The organism is Pseudomonas sp. MWU13-2105, assembly GCF_023242315.1.
In the GTDB taxonomy this organism is placed as follows: Bacteria; Pseudomonadota; Gammaproteobacteria; order Pseudomonadales; family Pseudomonadaceae; genus Aquipseudomonas.
In genome coordinates, this window is record NZ_JALLIY010000007.1 from 185,279 (window position 1) to 201,420 (window position 16,142).

General features: G+C 60.8%; 16 protein-coding genes. 14 read left to right on the top strand and 2 right to left on the bottom strand.

Annotated elements, in window-relative coordinates; all coding sequences use genetic code 11:
* Window positions 1-41 precede the first annotated feature (41 nt).
* Window positions 42-860, bottom strand: coding sequence for a pyruvate, water dikinase regulatory protein (locus M5B96_RS12335; RefSeq protein WP_248796963.1), 819 nt, complete (start codon window positions 858-860; stop codon window positions 42-44).
* Window positions 861-1,040: 180 nt separating this feature from the next.
* On the opposite strand from M5B96_RS12335, the gene ppsA reads away from it, so the two are divergent.
* The 13 genes from ppsA to M5B96_RS12400 all read left to right on the top strand — a co-directional run bounded on the left by ppsA (window position 1,041) and on the right by M5B96_RS12400 (window position 12,903).
* Window positions 1,041-3,416 (top strand): phosphoenolpyruvate synthase, encoded by a 2,376-nt coding sequence (gene ppsA / locus M5B96_RS12340; RefSeq protein ID WP_248796964.1) that lies wholly within the window; start codon window positions 1,041-1,043, stop codon window positions 3,414-3,416.
* Between the two features lie 171 nt (window positions 3,417-3,587).
* Window positions 3,588-4,577 carry an alpha/beta fold hydrolase gene (locus M5B96_RS12345; protein ID WP_248796965.1) on the top strand — a complete coding sequence of 330 codons (990 nt, stop codon included), beginning with the start codon at window positions 3,588-3,590 and terminating at the stop codon, window positions 4,575-4,577.
* A gap of 153 nt (window positions 4,578-4,730) precedes the next feature.
* Window positions 4,731-5,222 carry a ribonuclease E activity regulator RraA gene (rraA, locus tag M5B96_RS12350; RefSeq protein WP_248796966.1) on the top strand — a complete coding sequence of 164 codons (492 nt, stop codon included), beginning with the start codon at window positions 4,731-4,733 and terminating at the stop codon, window positions 5,220-5,222.
* Window positions 5,223-5,247: 25 nt separating this feature from the next.
* A complete protein-coding gene (locus M5B96_RS12355) occupies window positions 5,248-6,243 on the top strand; it encodes a zinc transporter ZntB (protein WP_248796967.1) in 996 nt (331 codons plus the stop codon).
* A 58-nt stretch (window positions 6,244-6,301) separates the two neighbouring features.
* On the top strand, window positions 6,302-6,553 hold the full coding sequence (locus tag M5B96_RS12360) for a CrfX protein (protein WP_371315529.1): 252 nt from the start codon (window positions 6,302-6,304) through the stop codon (window positions 6,551-6,553).
* Between the two features lie 2 nt (window positions 6,554-6,555).
* Window positions 6,556-7,380 (top strand): mechanosensitive ion channel family protein, encoded by an 825-nt coding sequence (locus M5B96_RS12365; RefSeq protein WP_100940800.1) that lies wholly within the window; start codon window positions 6,556-6,558, stop codon window positions 7,378-7,380.
* Window positions 7,381-7,471: 91 nt separating this feature from the next.
* Window positions 7,472-8,062, top strand: coding sequence for an RNA polymerase sigma factor SigX (gene sigX / locus M5B96_RS12370; RefSeq protein ID WP_100940799.1), 591 nt, complete (start codon window positions 7,472-7,474; stop codon window positions 8,060-8,062).
* Between the two features lie 107 nt (window positions 8,063-8,169).
* Window positions 8,170-9,153, top strand: a complete 984-nt coding sequence (locus tag M5B96_RS12375; RefSeq protein WP_248796968.1) for an OmpA family protein — start codon at window positions 8,170-8,172, stop codon at window positions 9,151-9,153.
* A gap of 122 nt (window positions 9,154-9,275) precedes the next feature.
* Window positions 9,276-10,088 carry a helix-turn-helix domain-containing protein gene (locus M5B96_RS12380; RefSeq protein WP_318654837.1) on the top strand — a complete coding sequence of 271 codons (813 nt, stop codon included), beginning with the start codon at window positions 9,276-9,278 and terminating at the stop codon, window positions 10,086-10,088.
* A gap of 46 nt (window positions 10,089-10,134) precedes the next feature.
* A complete protein-coding gene (locus M5B96_RS12385) occupies window positions 10,135-10,590 on the top strand; it encodes a SycD/LcrH family type III secretion system chaperone (RefSeq protein WP_248796969.1) in 456 nt (151 codons plus the stop codon).
* Window positions 10,587-10,880 (top strand): phosphopantetheine-binding protein, encoded by a 294-nt coding sequence (locus tag M5B96_RS12390; protein ID WP_248796970.1) that lies wholly within the window; start codon window positions 10,587-10,589, stop codon window positions 10,878-10,880. The genes M5B96_RS12385 and M5B96_RS12390 overlap by 4 nt, the downstream gene beginning before the upstream one ends.
* 287 nt (window positions 10,881-11,167) lie before the next feature.
* Window positions 11,168-11,794, top strand: coding sequence for a winged helix-turn-helix domain-containing protein (locus M5B96_RS12395; RefSeq protein ID WP_248796971.1), 627 nt, complete (start codon window positions 11,168-11,170; stop codon window positions 11,792-11,794).
* Between the two features lie 86 nt (window positions 11,795-11,880).
* Window positions 11,881-12,903, top strand: coding sequence for a quinone-dependent dihydroorotate dehydrogenase (locus M5B96_RS12400; protein WP_248796972.1), 1,023 nt, complete (start codon window positions 11,881-11,883; stop codon window positions 12,901-12,903).
* A gap of 116 nt (window positions 12,904-13,019) precedes the next feature.
* On the opposite strand, the gene rmf is transcribed toward M5B96_RS12400, so the two are convergent.
* Window positions 13,020-13,235, bottom strand: coding sequence for a ribosome modulation factor (gene rmf, locus M5B96_RS12405; protein WP_002553055.1), 216 nt, complete (start codon window positions 13,233-13,235; stop codon window positions 13,020-13,022).
* 616 nt (window positions 13,236-13,851) lie between these two features.
* Between rmf and rlmKL the strand changes: the two genes are divergently transcribed.
* Window positions 13,852-16,119 (top strand): bifunctional 23S rRNA (guanine(2069)-N(7))-methyltransferase RlmK/23S rRNA (guanine(2445)-N(2))-methyltransferase RlmL, encoded by a 2,268-nt coding sequence (gene rlmKL / locus M5B96_RS12410; RefSeq protein ID WP_248796973.1) that lies wholly within the window; start codon window positions 13,852-13,854, stop codon window positions 16,117-16,119.
* Window positions 16,120-16,142: the final 23 nt, after the last annotated feature.

Consider the following 16,142-nt stretch of genomic DNA (forward strand, 5'->3'; position numbering starts at 1 on the left):
CGGTACGGCCCCCACAGCCGCCGAAGGTTTGCCCGGCAGAGTTACTTGAAGCGCCGCTCCACGCCTTTTTCGACGAGGATCTTCGCGGAAATCTCTTCCACCGAGAAATGCGTGGAGTTGATATGGGGGATGTTCTCGCGGCGGAACAGGTTTTCCACTTCGCGGACTTCGAATTCGCACTGGGCATAGCTGGAATAGCGGCTGTTGGGCTTGCGCTCGTTGCGGATCGCGGTGAGGCGGTCCGGGTCGATGGTCAGGCCGAACAGCTTGTGTTGGTGGGCGCGCAGGGCGGTCGGCAGTTGCAGGCGCTCCATGTCGTCCTCGGTCAGCGGGTAGTTGGCCGCGCGGATGCCGAATTGCATGGCCATGTACAGGCAGGTCGGGGTCTTGCCGCAGCGCGACACGCCCACCAGGATCAGGTCGGCCTTGTCGTAATAGTGGGTGCGGGCGCCGTCGTCGTTGTCCAGGGCGAAGTTCACCGCCTCGATGCGCTCCATGTAGTTGGAGCTGCCGCCGATGGAGTGGGACTTGCCCACCGAGTAGGATGAATGCTCGCTCAGTTCCTGTTCCAGCGGGGCGAGGAAGGTGGAAAAGATGTCGATCATGAAACCATTGGACGTGGCGAGGATCTCACGAATGTCCTGGTTGACGATGGTATCGAAGATGATCGGGCGAAATCCGTCCTTTTCGGCGGCGATATTGATTTGTTGTACCATGGCCCGGGCCTTGTCGACGTTGTCGATGTACGGACGGGTGAATTTGGCGAAGGTTACGTTTTCGAACTGCGCCAGCAGGCTTTGACCCAGGGTTTCGGCGGTGATGCCGGTACCATCGGAGATAAAGAAAGCAGATCGTTTCATTTGCGCCTTGGGCCTTAAGCTGGTGACGATTCTTGGATATGATAGGCGCGGCTTGCCGGCCTTGAGTGGCCTGCATTCTCACTTATTTTCCAGGTCCAGGCCACATAGCGGATTCACCTGCCACAGAGCAGCCCGCTCCTGAGCTTTTCCAATACAGTTACAGTTAGTGGAGAGATCACCTTGGTAGAGTACGTAGTTTCCCTCGATAAGCTCGGCGTCCATGATGTAGAGCACGTAGGGGGCAAGAACGCATCCCTGGGCGAGATGATCAGTAACCTCGCGGGTGCCGGTGTATCGGTCCCCGGCGGCTTTGCCACTACGGCTCAGGCGTATCGTGATTTTCTCGAACTCAGTGGCCTGAACGACCAGATCCATGCGGCACTGGATGCACTGGATGTCGACGACGTCAATGCCCTGGCCCGGACCGGCGCGCAAATCCGCCAGTGGATCATGGAAGCCGAGTTCCCCGAGAAGCTCAACGCCGAGATCCGCACCGCCTTCGCCACGCTGTCGGCGGGCAACCCGGACATGGCCGTGGCCGTGCGTTCCTCGGCCACCGCCGAAGACCTGCCGGACGCGTCCTTCGCCGGCCAGCAGGAAACCTTCCTGAACATCCGCGGCGTGGAAAACGTGATCCGCGCGGCCAAGGAGGTCTTTGCCTCGCTGTTCAACGACCGGGCCATCTCCTACCGCGTGCACCAGGGCTTCGATCACAAGCTGGTGGCCCTGTCCGCCGGTGTGCAGCGCATGGTGCGTTCGGAAACCGGCACCGCCGGCGTGATGTTCACCCTCGATACCGAGTCGGGCTTCCGTGACGTGGTGTTCATCACCGGCGCCTACGGCCTGGGTGAGACCGTCGTGCAGGGCGCGGTGAACCCGGATGAGTTCTACGTGCACAAGGGCACCCTCGAAGCCGGTCGTCCCGCCATCCTGCGCCGCAACCTGGGCAGCAAGGCGATCAAGATGATCTACGGCGACGAAGCCAAGGCCGGTCGCTCGGTCAAGACCGTCGATGTCGACAAGGCCGAGCGCGCGCGCTTCTGCCTCAGCGATGTCGAAGTCAGCGAGCTGGCCAAGCAGGCGATGATCATCGAGAAGCACTACAAGTGCCCGATGGACATCGAATGGGCCAAGGACGGTGACGACGGCAAGCTGTACATCGTCCAGGCGCGTCCGGAAACCGTGAAGAGCCGCACCCAGGCCAACGTGATGGAGCGCTACCTGCTCAAGGAAACCGGCACCGTGCTGGTGGAAGGGCGGGCTATCGGCCAGCGCATCGGCGCCGGCAAGGTACGCATCATCCAGGACGTGTCCGAGATGGACAAGGTCCAGCCGGGTGACGTACTGGTCTCCGACATGACCGACCCGGATTGGGAACCGGTGATGAAACGCGCCAGCGCCATCGTCACCAACCGTGGCGGGCGCACCTGTCACGCGGCGATCATCGCCCGTGAACTGGGGATCCCGGCGGTGGTCGGTTGCGGCAACGCGACCCAGCTGCTGAAAGATGGCCAGGGCGTGACCGTTTCCTGCGCCGAAGGCGACACCGGCTATATCTTCGAAGGCGAACTGGGCTTCGATATCAAGAAAAACTCCGTCGATGCCATGCCGGAGCTGCCGTTCAAGATCATGATGAACGTCGGCAACCCGGACCGCGCCTTCGACTTCGCGCAGCTGCCGAACGCCGGCGTGGGCCTGGCCCGCCTGGAATTCATCATCAATCGCATGATCGGCGTACACCCCAAGGCGCTGCTGAACTACGCCGGGCTGCCGCAGGAAATCAAGGACAGCGTCGACAAACGCATTGCCGGTTACGACGATCCGGTCGGTTTCTATGTCGAGAAGCTGGTGGAAGGGATCAGTACCCTGGCGGCGGCGTTCTGGCCGAAGAAGGTCATCGTGCGTCTGTCGGACTTCAAGTCCAACGAATACGCCAACCTGATCGGCGGCAAGCTCTACGAGCCGGAAGAAGAAAACCCGATGCTGGGCTTTCGCGGGGCTTCGCGCTACATCAGTGAGTCGTTCCGTGACTGCTTCGAGCTCGAATGCCGTGCCCTCAAGCGCGTGCGCAACGAGATGGGCCTGACCAACGTCGAGATCATGGTGCCTTTCGTCCGTACCCTGGGCGAAGCCAGCCAGGTGGTCGACCTGCTCGCCGCCAACGGCCTGGCCCGTGGCGATAATGGCCTGCGCGTGATCATGATGTGCGAGTTGCCATCCAACGCGATTCTCGCTGACGAGTTCCTCGAGTACTTCGACGGTTTCTCCATCGGTTCCAACGACCTGACCCAGCTGACCCTGGGCCTGGACCGCGACTCCGGGATCATCGCGCACCTGTTTGACGAGCGTAATCCGGCGGTGAAGAAGCTGCTGTCCAACGCTATCCAGGCTTGCAACAAGGCCGGCAAGTACATCGGCATCTGCGGCCAGGGGCCTTCCGATCATCCGGACCTGGCGCGCTGGTTGATGGAACAGGGCATTGAAAGCGTGTCGTTGAACCCGGACTCCGTGCTGGAGACCTGGTTCTTCCTGGCTGAAGGGCAGGCGCAGGCCTGACCTTTGTAGGGGGTGGTTTGCCGGAGAAGGCGTCCTTGAGGGCGCCAAACGCTTCACTGGCAAGCCATGCTCCTACAGACTTATGTCGTAAGTAGAACCTGTGTTCGATGTTGTAAAATCTTATTTTCAGGGCGAGTCCACTTGGGTCGCCCTTTTTTGTGCAAGAGCCTTATGCAAAGCAGCAGCAATCTTTTTCCGGTGGCCTTGATCAGCGCCGAGCGCCGTGGCGACCTCTGTGAAGACGTCTATCGTTTGAAACCGGGCAACAGCCCCGATGGCACGGTCGAGCTGGCGGTCACCCGCCTGGGCCTCGCCGACGAGCCCAAGGCGCGTGGGGTACCGGTCATCCTGCTGCATGGCAGCTTTTCCAATCGGCGTTTCTGGTATTCCGCCAAAGGCATTGGCCTGGGCGCCTATCTGGCGCGTGCCGGGTTCGACGTGTGGATTCCGGAAATGCGTGGTCACGGGCTCTCGGCGCGCAACCATGGCTATCGACGCAATCGTGTGGCCGATTACGCCCGTTATGACCTGCCGGCCATCGCCGCGTTCGTGCGTGAGCAAAGTGGCCAGATTCCCCACTGGATCGGCCATTCCCTCGGTGGTACCACCCTGGCGGCGGCCTTGGGCGGCCAATACCTGGGCGCCCCCGCCGTCGCCTCGGCGGCGTTGTTCGGTTGCCAGGTCAGCCGCACCTACTGGCCCCTGAAGATTCCGCCGGTGGAGTGGGGCGGTCGTTTGCTGCTCAGGCGTTTCGCTCATCTGTCCGGTTCGCGCCTCAAGCGCGGCCCGGAAGACGAGCCCATCGGCCTGGCCCTGGAAAGCCTGCGCTGGTACGGCTTGTTCGGTCGCTTCCGGGACGCCGAGCGGGACTGGTGGGGTGGCCTGGCCGAGGTCGACGTGCCGGTGCTGGCGGTGAGCGCGGTTGGTGATCACCAGGATCCGGCCTGGGCCTGTCGCAAGCTGTTCGAGCAGATCGGATCGCTGCACAAGCATTTTCTCTGCCTGGGACGCGAACAGGGTTTCAGCTCGGATTTCGGGCATGTCGAAATGCTGGTCAGCAAGCCGGCGCAGGCCGAAGTCTGGCCGCGGGTGGTCGATTGGTTGCGCGATCCGCAGGCCTTCTTGCTCCGTGAGTCAGCCGTCGTTCAGGAAACGCCCTGACAAGGGCATTCCGCTCGCGGGTGGTAAAGGCTAAGATATGACGCATTGAGCGGTTTGGGTCATTGTCTAAACATTCGACCGGGGCAAGCGTTTCATCTTGTAGCGCAACCTGCGTAGTCTGGCATTCTCGATTCCATCTACAGGAGTTTACCCATGAACCATTACATCACCCCTGACCTGTGCGACGCCTATCCGGAGTTGGTACAGGTGCTTGAGCCGATGTTCAGCAACTTCGGCGGCCGCGATTCCTTTGGTGGTGAGATCGTGACCATCAAGTGCTTCGAGGACAACTCCCTGGTCAAGGACCAGGTCGAGCTCAGTGGTCAGGGCAAGGTGCTGGTGGTTGATGGCGGTGGTTCCCTGCGCCGTGCCCTGCTCGGCGACATGCTGGCCGAGAAGGCGGCGAGGAACGGCTGGGAAGGCCTGGTGATCTACGGTTGCATCCGTGATGTCGACGTGATCGCCCAGACCGACCTGGGGGTGCAGGCCCTGGCCAGCCATCCGATGAAAACCGACAAGCGCGGCATTGGCGACCTCAATGTCCCGGTCACCTTTGCCGGCGTGACCTTTCGCCCGGGCGAGTACATCTACGCGGACAACAATGGTGTGATCGTTGCGCCGAGCCCGCTGAAGATGCCTGAGTAATTTTTTGCAACGCAACGGGGTAAGGATGTTCGAGGAAGAAAACGCGCAGTGGGGGCTGGTTCATGCCCTGGTTCTGGATGGTAGGGGCGGTGCGCGCTCGATTGCTCGGACGGAGCTCGATGGCCTGCAACTGCAGCCTGAGGAAAGCCTCTGGCTGCACTGGGACCGTAGCCATCCGCAGACCCATGCCTGGTTGCGCACGTCCAGCGGCTTGAGCGAATTCAATTGCGACCTGCTACTGGAAGAGAATACCCGGCCGCGCCTGTTGCCCTTGCCCGAAAGCGAGCTGCTGCTGTTTCTGCGCGGGGTCAACCTCAACCCCGGTGCGGAGCCCGAGGACATGGTCTCGGTGCGGGTCTTTGCCGCCCATCAGCGGGTGATTTCCCTGCGCTTGCGGCCGTTGCGCGCCACCGATGAGTTGCTGCTGCAACTGGAGCAGGGCAAGGGGCCGAAAAACGCCGCCGAACTGATTCTCTACATCGCGCAGTACCTCACCCTGAAGGTGCAGGATCTGGTCAGTGACCTCTCGGAAGTGGTCGATGACGAAGAAGAAAAGATAGATGCCGACGAACGGTATAGTCCCGAACATGGCGCCATCGTGCAGATACGTCGTCGAGCTGCCGGGCTGAAACGCTTCCTCGCGCCGCAGCGGGATATTTTCGGCCAGTTGAGCCGGATCAAGCTGCCCTGGTTCGCCGACGAAGAGGCCGGTTACTGGAACGAATTGAACAACAGCCTGACCCGTTACCTGGAAGAGCTCGAATTGACCCGCGAGCGCGTGGGGCTGGTGCTCGAGGCCGAGGACCGGCGTCTGAACGTGCGCATGAACAAGACCATGTACCGCTTCGGGATCATCACCGGGATCTTCCTGCCGATGAGCTTCCTGACCGGTCTGCTGGGGATCAACGTCGGCGGTATTCCGTGGTCCGGCGACCCCTACGGTTTTGTTATCGCGTGCCTGCTGATCGTCGCCGTTGCCGCCGGACAATGGTGGCTTTTCCGACGTTTGCGCTGGGTTTGAAACATGTTTCATGTGACCTGCAAAAAAGTGATCGCGTCTTTCACAGATATACCGAGAGGTGCGTATGCACGATCCGTTCGAACAATCTTTGCGTGACATGCTCAAGGCTTCGCCGTCCACCCGTGACGACGATGCTTGTTTGGGGCGTGTCCTGAAAACCGCCAACCGACAGGTCGGTGCCGGTGATCTCTTCAGTCTGATGGGCCGTTGGCTGCAGGCGCTGATGATCGCCCTGAACAATGGATCGGCCCATGTTTCGCCGGTCTCGCGTCGTACCCCTATTGCTCGCTCCACGGATAAGGCTGACTGAATATGGAACTTGACCTCTGGACCCAGAGCCTCGTTACGGCAATGACTGCCTTGTGGACCAAAGTCGCGAACTTCATCCCCAACCTGTTCGGGGCGCTGGTAGTGGTGTTGCTGGGCTTCGTGGTGGCCAAGCTGCTCGACACCCTGCTGTCCAAGCTTCTGGCCAAGCTGGGGCTGGATCGCCTGATGGGCGGCACCGGATTGACCAAGCTGCTCGGTCGTGCCGGCCTCCAGGTACCGATTTCGACGTTGATCGGTAAGATCGTCTATTGGTTTATTTTGCTGATTTTCCTGGTTTCTGCTGCCGAATCCCTTGGGCTCGAGCGAGTTTCAGCTACGCTCGACATGCTGGCCCTGTATTTGCCGAAGGTATTCGGCGCGGCGCTGGTGCTGCTGGTGGGGGTTTTGCTGGCGCAGCTGGTCAGCGGGCTGGTGCGCGGAGCGGCCGAAGGGGTCGGTCTGGATTACGCCTCGGGCCTGGGGCGAGTGGCCCAGGGCCTGGTGATTATCATCAGTATTTCGGTGGCGATCAGTCAGTTGGAGGTCAAGACCGACCTGCTGAACCATGTGATCGTCATCGTGCTCATTACCGTTGGTCTGGCCGTGGCCCTGGCCATGGGGCTGGGTAGCCGGGAAATCGCCGGGCAGATCCTGGCGGGAATTTATGTGCGTGAGTTGTATCAGGTTGGGCAACAAGTGCGAGTGGGCGAGGTCGAAGGACAGATTGAAGAGATTGGCACGGTCAAGACCACATTGCTGACTGATGAGGGTGAGCTGGTCTCTCTCTCCAATCGGATCTTGCTGGAGCAGCATGTGAGCAGCCGCTAACCCGGCAAACCCTGCTACTCTATGCCGCCGCAAAAATGCCCGCAGCCATGGGCTGCGGCGGACATTGACCTGACTGTCGGCCCGACTCGTTTTGAATAAAGCTCAATCGCTCTCCATGCGCTACGACCCCCGTGAACTCACCGATGAGGAGTTGGTGGCGCGTGCGCATTCGGAGCTGTTTCATGTGACCCGCGCCTACGAAGAGTTGATGCGGCGCTATCAACGAACCTTGTTCAGCGTTTGTTCAAGATATTTAGGGAACGAACGCGATGCGGACGATGTCTGTCAGGAAGTGATGTTGAAGGTGCTGTATGGCCTCAAGAACTTTGAGGGTAAATCGAAGTTCAAGACATGGCTATATAGCATCACCTACAACGAATGTATTACGCAGTATCGCAAAGAGCGCCGGAAGCGCCGCTTGATGGATGCGTTGAGTCTCGACCCCCTCGAGGAAGCGTCTGAAGAGAAGACGCCGAAACCTGAGGAGAAGGGCGGACTGGATCGATGGTTAGTGCATGTGAACCCGATTGACCGGGAAATTCTGGTGCTACGATTTGTCGCAGAGCTGGAGTTTCAGGAGATCGCGGACATCATGCATATGGGCTTGAGCGCCACGAAAATGCGCTATAAGCGGGCCCTCGACAAATTGCGTGAGAAATTTGCGGGTATCGCTGAAACTTAGTTCAGCGCAAATGTCTCTTACGTGTAGGCAAGTTCTGCTACACTTGCCGCCGAGTTGTCCCCCGGTTTGTGGGACTGCTATACAATCACCAGATGGGGATTTAACGGATGAAACTGAAAAACACCTTGGGCTTGGCCATTGGTTCTCTCATTGCCGCTACTTCGTTCGGCGCACTGGCACAAGGCCAAGGCGCGGTCGAAGGTGAAGCGTTCTGGGGCAAGACCTGGAACCACAGCGTCGATTCCTACCAGAACGGTCGCACTCCTGGCGTCTCGATCGGCTACTTCCTGACCGACGACGTTTCGGTGAACCTGACCTACCGTAAGGACGATTACACTCGTTCGGACACCGACACTGGCAACCAGCGTATCCGCGGTGACCATTTCGGCCTGAAATCCCAGTACCACTTCGGCCAAGTCGGCGACATGTTCCGTCCTTATGTTGAAGGCGGCGTGTCCCACGGCAGCATGACCAACGTAGCCGCTGATGGCCACACTGGCCGTGACGGTTCGACCTACCTGACCACCGGTGCCGGTGTGAAGATGTACATCACCGACAACCTGTACGCTCGTGCCGGCGGTGAAGCTGACTACAAACTGGACAACGGTCGTTGGGACTACCAGGCTCTGATCGGCCTGGGCGTGAACTTCGGCGGCAGCGGCGGCAAAGCAGCTCCGGCTCCAGCCCCAGCCCCAGTAGAAGCGGCTCCAGCTCCAGTAGCTGAATCGGCTCCAGCTCCAGAAGTTGTGAAAGTGCAACTGGACGTGAAATTCGACTTCAACAAGGCCGTGGTCAAGCCTAACAGCTACGGCGACGTGAAGAGCCTGGCTGACTTCATGAAGCAGTACCCAGACACCCACACCACTGTTGCCGGTCACACTGACAACGTCGGTCCTGACGCTTACAACCAGAGGCTGTCCCAGCGTCGTGCTGACGCTGTGAAACAAGTTCTGGTCAAAGACGGTGTTGCTCCTTCTCGCATCCAGTCGGTTGGCTACGGCAAAACCCGTCCAGTGGCTGACAACGCCACTGAAGCTGGTCGCGCGATCAACCGTCGTGTAGAAGCTGAAGTAGAAGCCCAAGCTAAGTAATTAGCTGACGGTACGAAAAAGCCCGGCTTCGGCCGGGCTTTTTTTCGCCTGCGATTTGAGCGTGGCGCGGCCGCCGACCTGCGCCAACGCCCCCTTGGACATCCGCTCATCAGATTTTCATCATGATTGGCTGGCGTCGCCCGGCCATCATCCTCGCACTGCTCAATAAGAACGAGACGGAGCGCAGTGTGCAGATTGATGAATTATCCGCGACCCGGTGTCCGGGCTTTTTATGTGGCGAACAGGTCGTACAGGTACAGGCGGGGGAGGCCGGCGTGTGCCTGGCCCATGATGAGGTGAGCGTATCCTGGTGCCTGCCGGCGCGCTGGGAGGGCTTGCTGGTGGCGCGGGGCATGTTGCGGGTGGTTGGCGGCGAACTGCTCGGCGAGCGTCCGGTACAGGCGAGCCTGGTCAAGTTGCAGGTGTTTATCGACCAGGGCATGAGCTTCGAGCGGGGGCGATCTACCGCCGCACCCTGGGCGGCCTTGCCCCTGGCCTCTGGCGTGGCGGCCAACAGAAGCCTGCTGGAGCCCTGGTATATAGAGTGCGCCTTGCGCGCCGATCCCGCCTATCAACCCTTTGCCGAAGTCTTGCGGCAAAGCCCGAATTACTGGCTGGTGCGCTTTCTCCTGGAGCAGGGCACCGCCAGCGAGAAACTGATCGGCCTGGCCAAGCGCTATGGCGTGTCGGTCTCGCATTTCCGCCGGTTGTGCCATCAGGCCCTGGGTTGTGCGGCCAAGCCCGAGTTGCGCGACTGGCGGACGGCCAAGGCCCTGCTGAGCATGATCGGCGGTGAGTGTTCGCTGACCGATGTGGCGCTGGAGTTCGGTTATGCCTCTTCATCGCACTTTTCCAAAGAGGTCCGCGAGCTGTTGGGCGTGGCGCCCAGTCGCCTCTGCGATATCCAGGCGTCCATGGGTTTGATTATCTCGTGACAATCAAGGCGTCAGCGCAACTGGCGTGTTCCTCGGGGGGATGGCGATGAGTGGCCCGAAAGAGGCGCTCAAGGAGATGAGCGAAACAGGCAATGAGCAGGTGCAGGGGCTCTATGCCCACGCCTGTCGGTTCCACCAGCAAGGACGCCTGGAGGATGCGGAAAAACTCTTCCGTTTCCTGTGTATCTACGACTTTTACAACAGCCATTACTGGATGGGGCTGGCGGCGGTCTATCAGGTCGCCGGGCACTACCGCAAGGCCATCGAGCTCTATGCGGTGGCGTTTGCCCAGGACCGGGGCGACTACCGGCCGATGTTCTATACCGGTGAGTGCCAGCTGGCGCTGGGGGCGCATGCCAAGGCCCGGAAGTGCTTTGAGTATGTGCTCAAGCAGGCGGCTCACGGCGAGCTGCCGCGGCGTTCGCGGGGCTATCTCGAGGATTTGCGGCAGGGTGCGACGCCGTCCTGTAGCGGCGCGGTATGCGGGAAAATGAAACCATGAGTTATCTGGTTCCGGGAGGGTGTGACTACTTTATCGAGCAACAGGTGATGGTGTTGCTGGCTGAGCACTGTTCAGTGCCGCGCAGGAAGATTCGCTTCGAATCGAAGCTGTGTGAAGACCTCGGCATGGGCGGCGCGAACCTTGCCGATCTGGTGGAGCGGCTCAATGTTGCATTCCGGATTGGACTGTCGGTCGATGAGGTTTGCGCTTGGCGTAGCGTGGCTGATCTGTGTCGCCTTGTAGGAAATGCCCGAGGAGAGGGCGAGGAGCGGCGAAAGCTCCTGCTTTGAGGCGCTGTTTGTATGAGGGAATCGGCTTTTGGGGTGTAGGTTTTGTCGAGCCTGCAGCTTTGTTGAATATTCCTTTTCTATGCGGGAAATGTCCTACCGACATGGCTCGATGCGAATTCCTATAGTCGTGGCGTTCCTCGTGAATAAGCCCTTTTCCCGGGTTTATTTTTGAATGGTCGTACATCTCTATAGAGGATTGCGTCGAGGTTATGGACAGCGTCACTGGAAAGACTCCGCGACAAGCCTTCGTCTTTGGTCAATGGATATTGCAAAGCGATGGAAACCTGATGAGGCGCGGCCGGGGTATTCATCTGCCGCCCAAGGAGCTGCAGGTGCTGCGCCTGCTGCTGGGGTCGGCCGGCCGGCTGGTGACCAAGGATTGTTTGCTCGACAGCGTCTGGCCGGGCATGGACGCTGCCGAGGAGTCGTTGACACGCTGTATCTATGTGCTGCGCAAGTTGCTTGAGGAGGGCAAGGGTTACATTGCCACCGTCTATGGCAAGGGCTATCGCTTTACCGTCCCGGTGGTGCCGTTGCCACCCACGCTGATCGTGCCGGCGACTGTCGCGGCACCGCCGCCGGTGTTTTATCCGGATGAAGGGCTGGCAGGGGGGCAGCAGGAGGCCGTTATCCGGCAACTGAGGAACCTGTTGGGCGAGAGGCTGGACGTCTTGCCGGCAGCGCTGATAGCCGCTCGCGGTGAACCCTGGAATGCCTTGCAGCTGGCCGATACCTGGCTGGCCTTGTCGATGCTCGGGCTGTGCGATCGGGGCGCCGGTGTCGAGCAGGCGCGGGCGGCGGTTGCCCGGGTCCTCGAGCTGGAAGCCGGCAATCACCAGGCGCTGGCCCGCCTGGCCCTGGTGACCAGCCTGCAAGGCGGCGCCGATGCAAGCACCTTGCCCCCTTGCCGGTGAGCCGCGCTCGCGCTGCGCCTATGGTTTTTGTCAGGGCCCGGCTATAATCGCCGCCCACTATCGCCGCCATCCGAGTCAGCCCGCCCATGTATAACCTGGCCCGCCAGCTGTTGTTCAAGTTTTCCCCGGAAGTCTCCCACGATCTGTCCCTGGACCTGATCGGCGCGGGCGGCCGCCTGGGGCTCAACAGCCTGTTGTGCAAGGCCCCGGCGTCGAACCCGGTGACGGTCATGGGCCTGGCGTTTCCCAATCCGGTGGGCCTGGCCGCGGGCCTGGACAAGAACGGCGCGGCCATCGACGGTTTGGCCCAACTGGGTTTCGGCTTCGTTGAAATCGGCACGGTGACGCCACGGCCGCAGCCGGGCAATCCGAAACCACGGATCTTCCGCCTGCCGCAGGCCGAGGCGATCATCAACCGCATGGGCTTCAACAACCTGGGGGTGGACAACCTGGTGTCGCGGGTCCGCGCCGCTCGCTATAGCGGGATCCTCGGTATCAATATCGGCAAGAACTTCGACACGCCGGTGGAGCGTGCCGTCGATGACTACCTGATCTGCCTGGACAAGGTCTACGCCCATGCCAGTTATGTGACGGTCAACGTCAGCTCGCCGAATACCCCGGGCTTGCGCAGCCTGCAATTTGGCGACTCGCTCAAGCAACTGCTCGCGGCCCTGCGCGTGCGTCAGGCGCAGTTGGCCCAGCAGTATGGCAAATACGTCCCGCTGGCGATCAAGATCGCCCCGGACATGACCGACGAAGAAACCGTACTGGTGGCCCAGGCGTTGCTGGAGTCGGGCATGGATGCGGTGATCGCGACCAACACCACCCTGAGCCGTGTCGGTGTCGAAGGCCTGGCCCATGGCGACGAGGCCGGCGGCTTGTCCGGCGCGCCGGTGCGCGAGAAGAGCACCCATACCGTCAAGGTGCTGTCCGCTGAGCTGGCCGGCCGTTTGCCGATCATCGCGGCCGGCGGTATCACCGAGGGCGAGCACGCGGCCGAGAAGATTGCCGCCGGGGCGAGCCTGGTGCAGTTGTATTCGGGGTTTATCTACAAGGGGCCGGCGCTGATTCGCCAGTCGGTGGATGCCATCGCCGCGCTGCGCCGCTGAGTCGGCGGCATTAAAAAGGGCTCCGTAGGAGCCCCTGGGCCGAAGCCCGCCGCCCGGATGGGGCGTGCATGGTAAGTCGTTTGTCGCTCGAAATGTAATGTCGGAATGTGCCCTGATCAGCCGACAGCGTGAAGTTCGTTGAGTCTGTGGATTCCCGCAGTGCCGGTCATACCGTCCCAGTTGTCGCCGCGTCCTTCGCGCCAGCCGTTAATCCAGGCTTGGCGTACCGACGGTAGAGTAAAGGGGCAAAGCTCGCGGGATTTGCCATGAACGCCGTATTGATATCCGCGTAAAAATGCTCTTTCCAACGGATCACGCTTAAGTCTTCTCATAGGGTGTTGCCCTCACTGGTTGACTGTTATATGTCCCGTCGATCTCTTGGCGAGATCGGGCAGAATGCATCTGCCGTTGGTGCTCGCTGCCGGCGTGGCGAGCTCCGCTCTGGTACGAAAAGACCCTTGGGCGTTTTCGCGGTAGAGCGGGGTGTTGACGCCATTGCGACGTCAACCTGTGGTGAGTTCTAACCAATGCGCAGGGGCGTGTGAATGACCGTTTTGTCATAAGGACGTAACGATAATGGTGTTAAGGCCATAAGATGTGATGGCCGTTTGCTCGAGTCGCTGGAGAAAACCCAGCTATGATCAGCCCTTAGATGAATGATGAGTTTCATTCTCTACTGCGAATACCGGCCTGTTGGGCTCAGGTATTATTCGACGAAGGGTCACGATGTGACTTTTTGTTACGAAGGTTTTTGTTAAAAAGGTTTTTATTGCGAGAGTTGAGCTGTCCAGGCATCAAGGTTCTTTCAACCCAAGGGTTGCCGGATCTGCCTGGGTGGACAGGCGCAATGGTGCGCCACACGAGCGCTCTTCGAGAAAAGCGCTTGATCGAAACCGAGCGGGCGATGCGTTTGCCCGTTCCTTGAAGGCTTGAAGCCCTGGAATTCCCATGTCGGATCGTTACGAACTCTTCCTCACTTGCCCTAAAGGCCTTGAAGGCCTGCTCCTTGAGGAAGCCGTCGGGCTTGGCCTTGAGGAGGCGCGTGAGCACACCTCGGCCATCCGTGGCATGGCCGATATGGAGACTGCCTATCGCCTGTGTCTCTGGTCGCGCCTGGCCAACCGCGTGCTGCTGGTGCTCAAGCGCTTTGCGATGAAGGACGCCGAGGATCTTTACCACGGCGTGCTGGATGTCGATTGGCAGGACCATATGGTTTCCGACGGGACCCTCGCGGTTGAATTCAGCGGCCATGGTTCGGGCATCGACAACACCCATTTCGGCGCCTTGAAGGTCAAGGATGCGATTGTCGACAAGCTGCGCACCCCGACCGGCGAGCGTCCGTCCATCGACAAGATCAGCCCGGACCTGCGCATTCACCTGCGCCTGGACCGTGGCGAAGCGATCCTCTCCCTCGACCTGTCCGGCCACAGCCTGCACCAGCGTGGCTATCGTCTGCAGCAGGGCGCCGCGCCGCTGAAGGAAAACCTCGCGGCGGCGATCCTGATCCGTGCCGGCTGGCCGCGGATTGCCGCCGAAGGCGGGGCCCTGGCCGACCCGATGTGTGGTGTCGGGACCTTTCTGGTGGAGGCGGGGATGATCGCCGCCGATATGGCGCCCAACCTGAATCGTGTGCACTGGGGCTTCGATGCCTGGCTCGGTCACGTACCGGCGCTGTGGAAGAAGCTTCACGAAGAAGCCACTGTGCGTGCCGAAGCCGGGCTGGCCAAGCCGCCGCTGTGGATTCGTGGTTATGAGGCCGATCCACGGCTGATCCAGCCCGCGCGCAACAACATCGAGCGCGCTGGCCTGAGCGAATGGATCAAGGTCTACCAGGGCGAAGTGGCGACCTTCGAGCCGCGCCCGGACCAGAACCAGAAAGGCCTGGTGATCTGCAACCCGCCCTACGGCGAACGCCTGGGCGACGAAGCCAGCCTGCTCTACCTCTACCAGAACCTCGGCGAGCGCCTGCGCCAGTCCTGCCTGAACTGGGAGGCGGCGGTGTTCACCGGTGCCCCGGACCTGGGCAAGCGCATGGGCATTCGCAGCCACAAGCAGTACTCGTTCTGGAACGGCGCCCTGCCGTGCAAGTTGTTGTTGATCAAGGTCGTGCCGGACCAGTTCGTCACCGGCGAACGGCGTACCCCGGAGCAGCGCCAGATCGAACGCGAACAGGCCGAGGTGCTGGCGCAGGAAGTGGCCGAGGCACCGAAATTCAACAAGAACGGTAACCCGATCAAGCCGGCACCGGTTCCCGCGCCGGTGGTCGAGCAGGCGCGTCTGAGCGAAGGCGGGCAGATGTTCGCCAACCGCTTGCAGAAGAACCTCAAGCAGTTGGGCAAGTGGGCCCGGCGCGAGGGGGTCGACTGCTATCGGGTGTATGACGCCGATATGCCGGAATACTCGCTGGCCATCGACCTGTACCACGACTGGGTGCACGTCCAGGAATACGCCGCGCCGAAGTCCATCGACCCGGAAAAGGCCCAGGCCCGACTGTTCGATGCCCTGGCGGCGATTCCCCAGGCGCTCAACGTCGACAAGAACCGCGTGATCATCAAGCGCCGCGAGCGTCAGAGCGGCACCAAGCAGTACGAGCGCCAGAGCGCCCAGGGCAAGTTCACCGAGGTCAACGAGGGCGGCGTGAAGTTGTTGGTCAACCTGACCGACTACCTCGATACCGGTCTGTTTCTCGACCACCGGCCAATGCGCCTGCGGATCCAGAAAGAGGCGGCCGGCAAACGTTTCCTCAACCTGTTCTGCTACACCGCGACCGCCAGTGTGCATGCGGCCAAGGGCGGTGCGCGCACCACCACCAGCGTCGACCTGTCGAAAACCTACCTGGACTGGGCGCGGCGCAACCTGTCGCTCAATGGCTTCTCCGACAAGAACCGCCTGGAGCAGGGGGATGTGATGGCCTGGCTCGAGGCCAGTCGTGATGAGTTCGACCTGATCTTCATCGATCCGCCGACCTTCTCCAACTCCAAGCGCATGGAAGGTGTGTTCGACGTCCAGCGTGACCATGTGCAGTTGCTCGACCTCGCCGTGGCGCGCCTGGCACCTGGCGGCGTGTTGTATTTCTCCAACAACTTCCGCAAGTTCCAGTTGGACGAGCACCTGGCGACACGTTATGCCGTCGAGGAAATCAGTGCCCAGACCCTGGACCCGGATTTCGCCCGTAACAGCAAGATCCACCGCGCCTGGAAAATCAGCGCCCGCTGATCAGCAAGGCTCCGGGGCCCTGA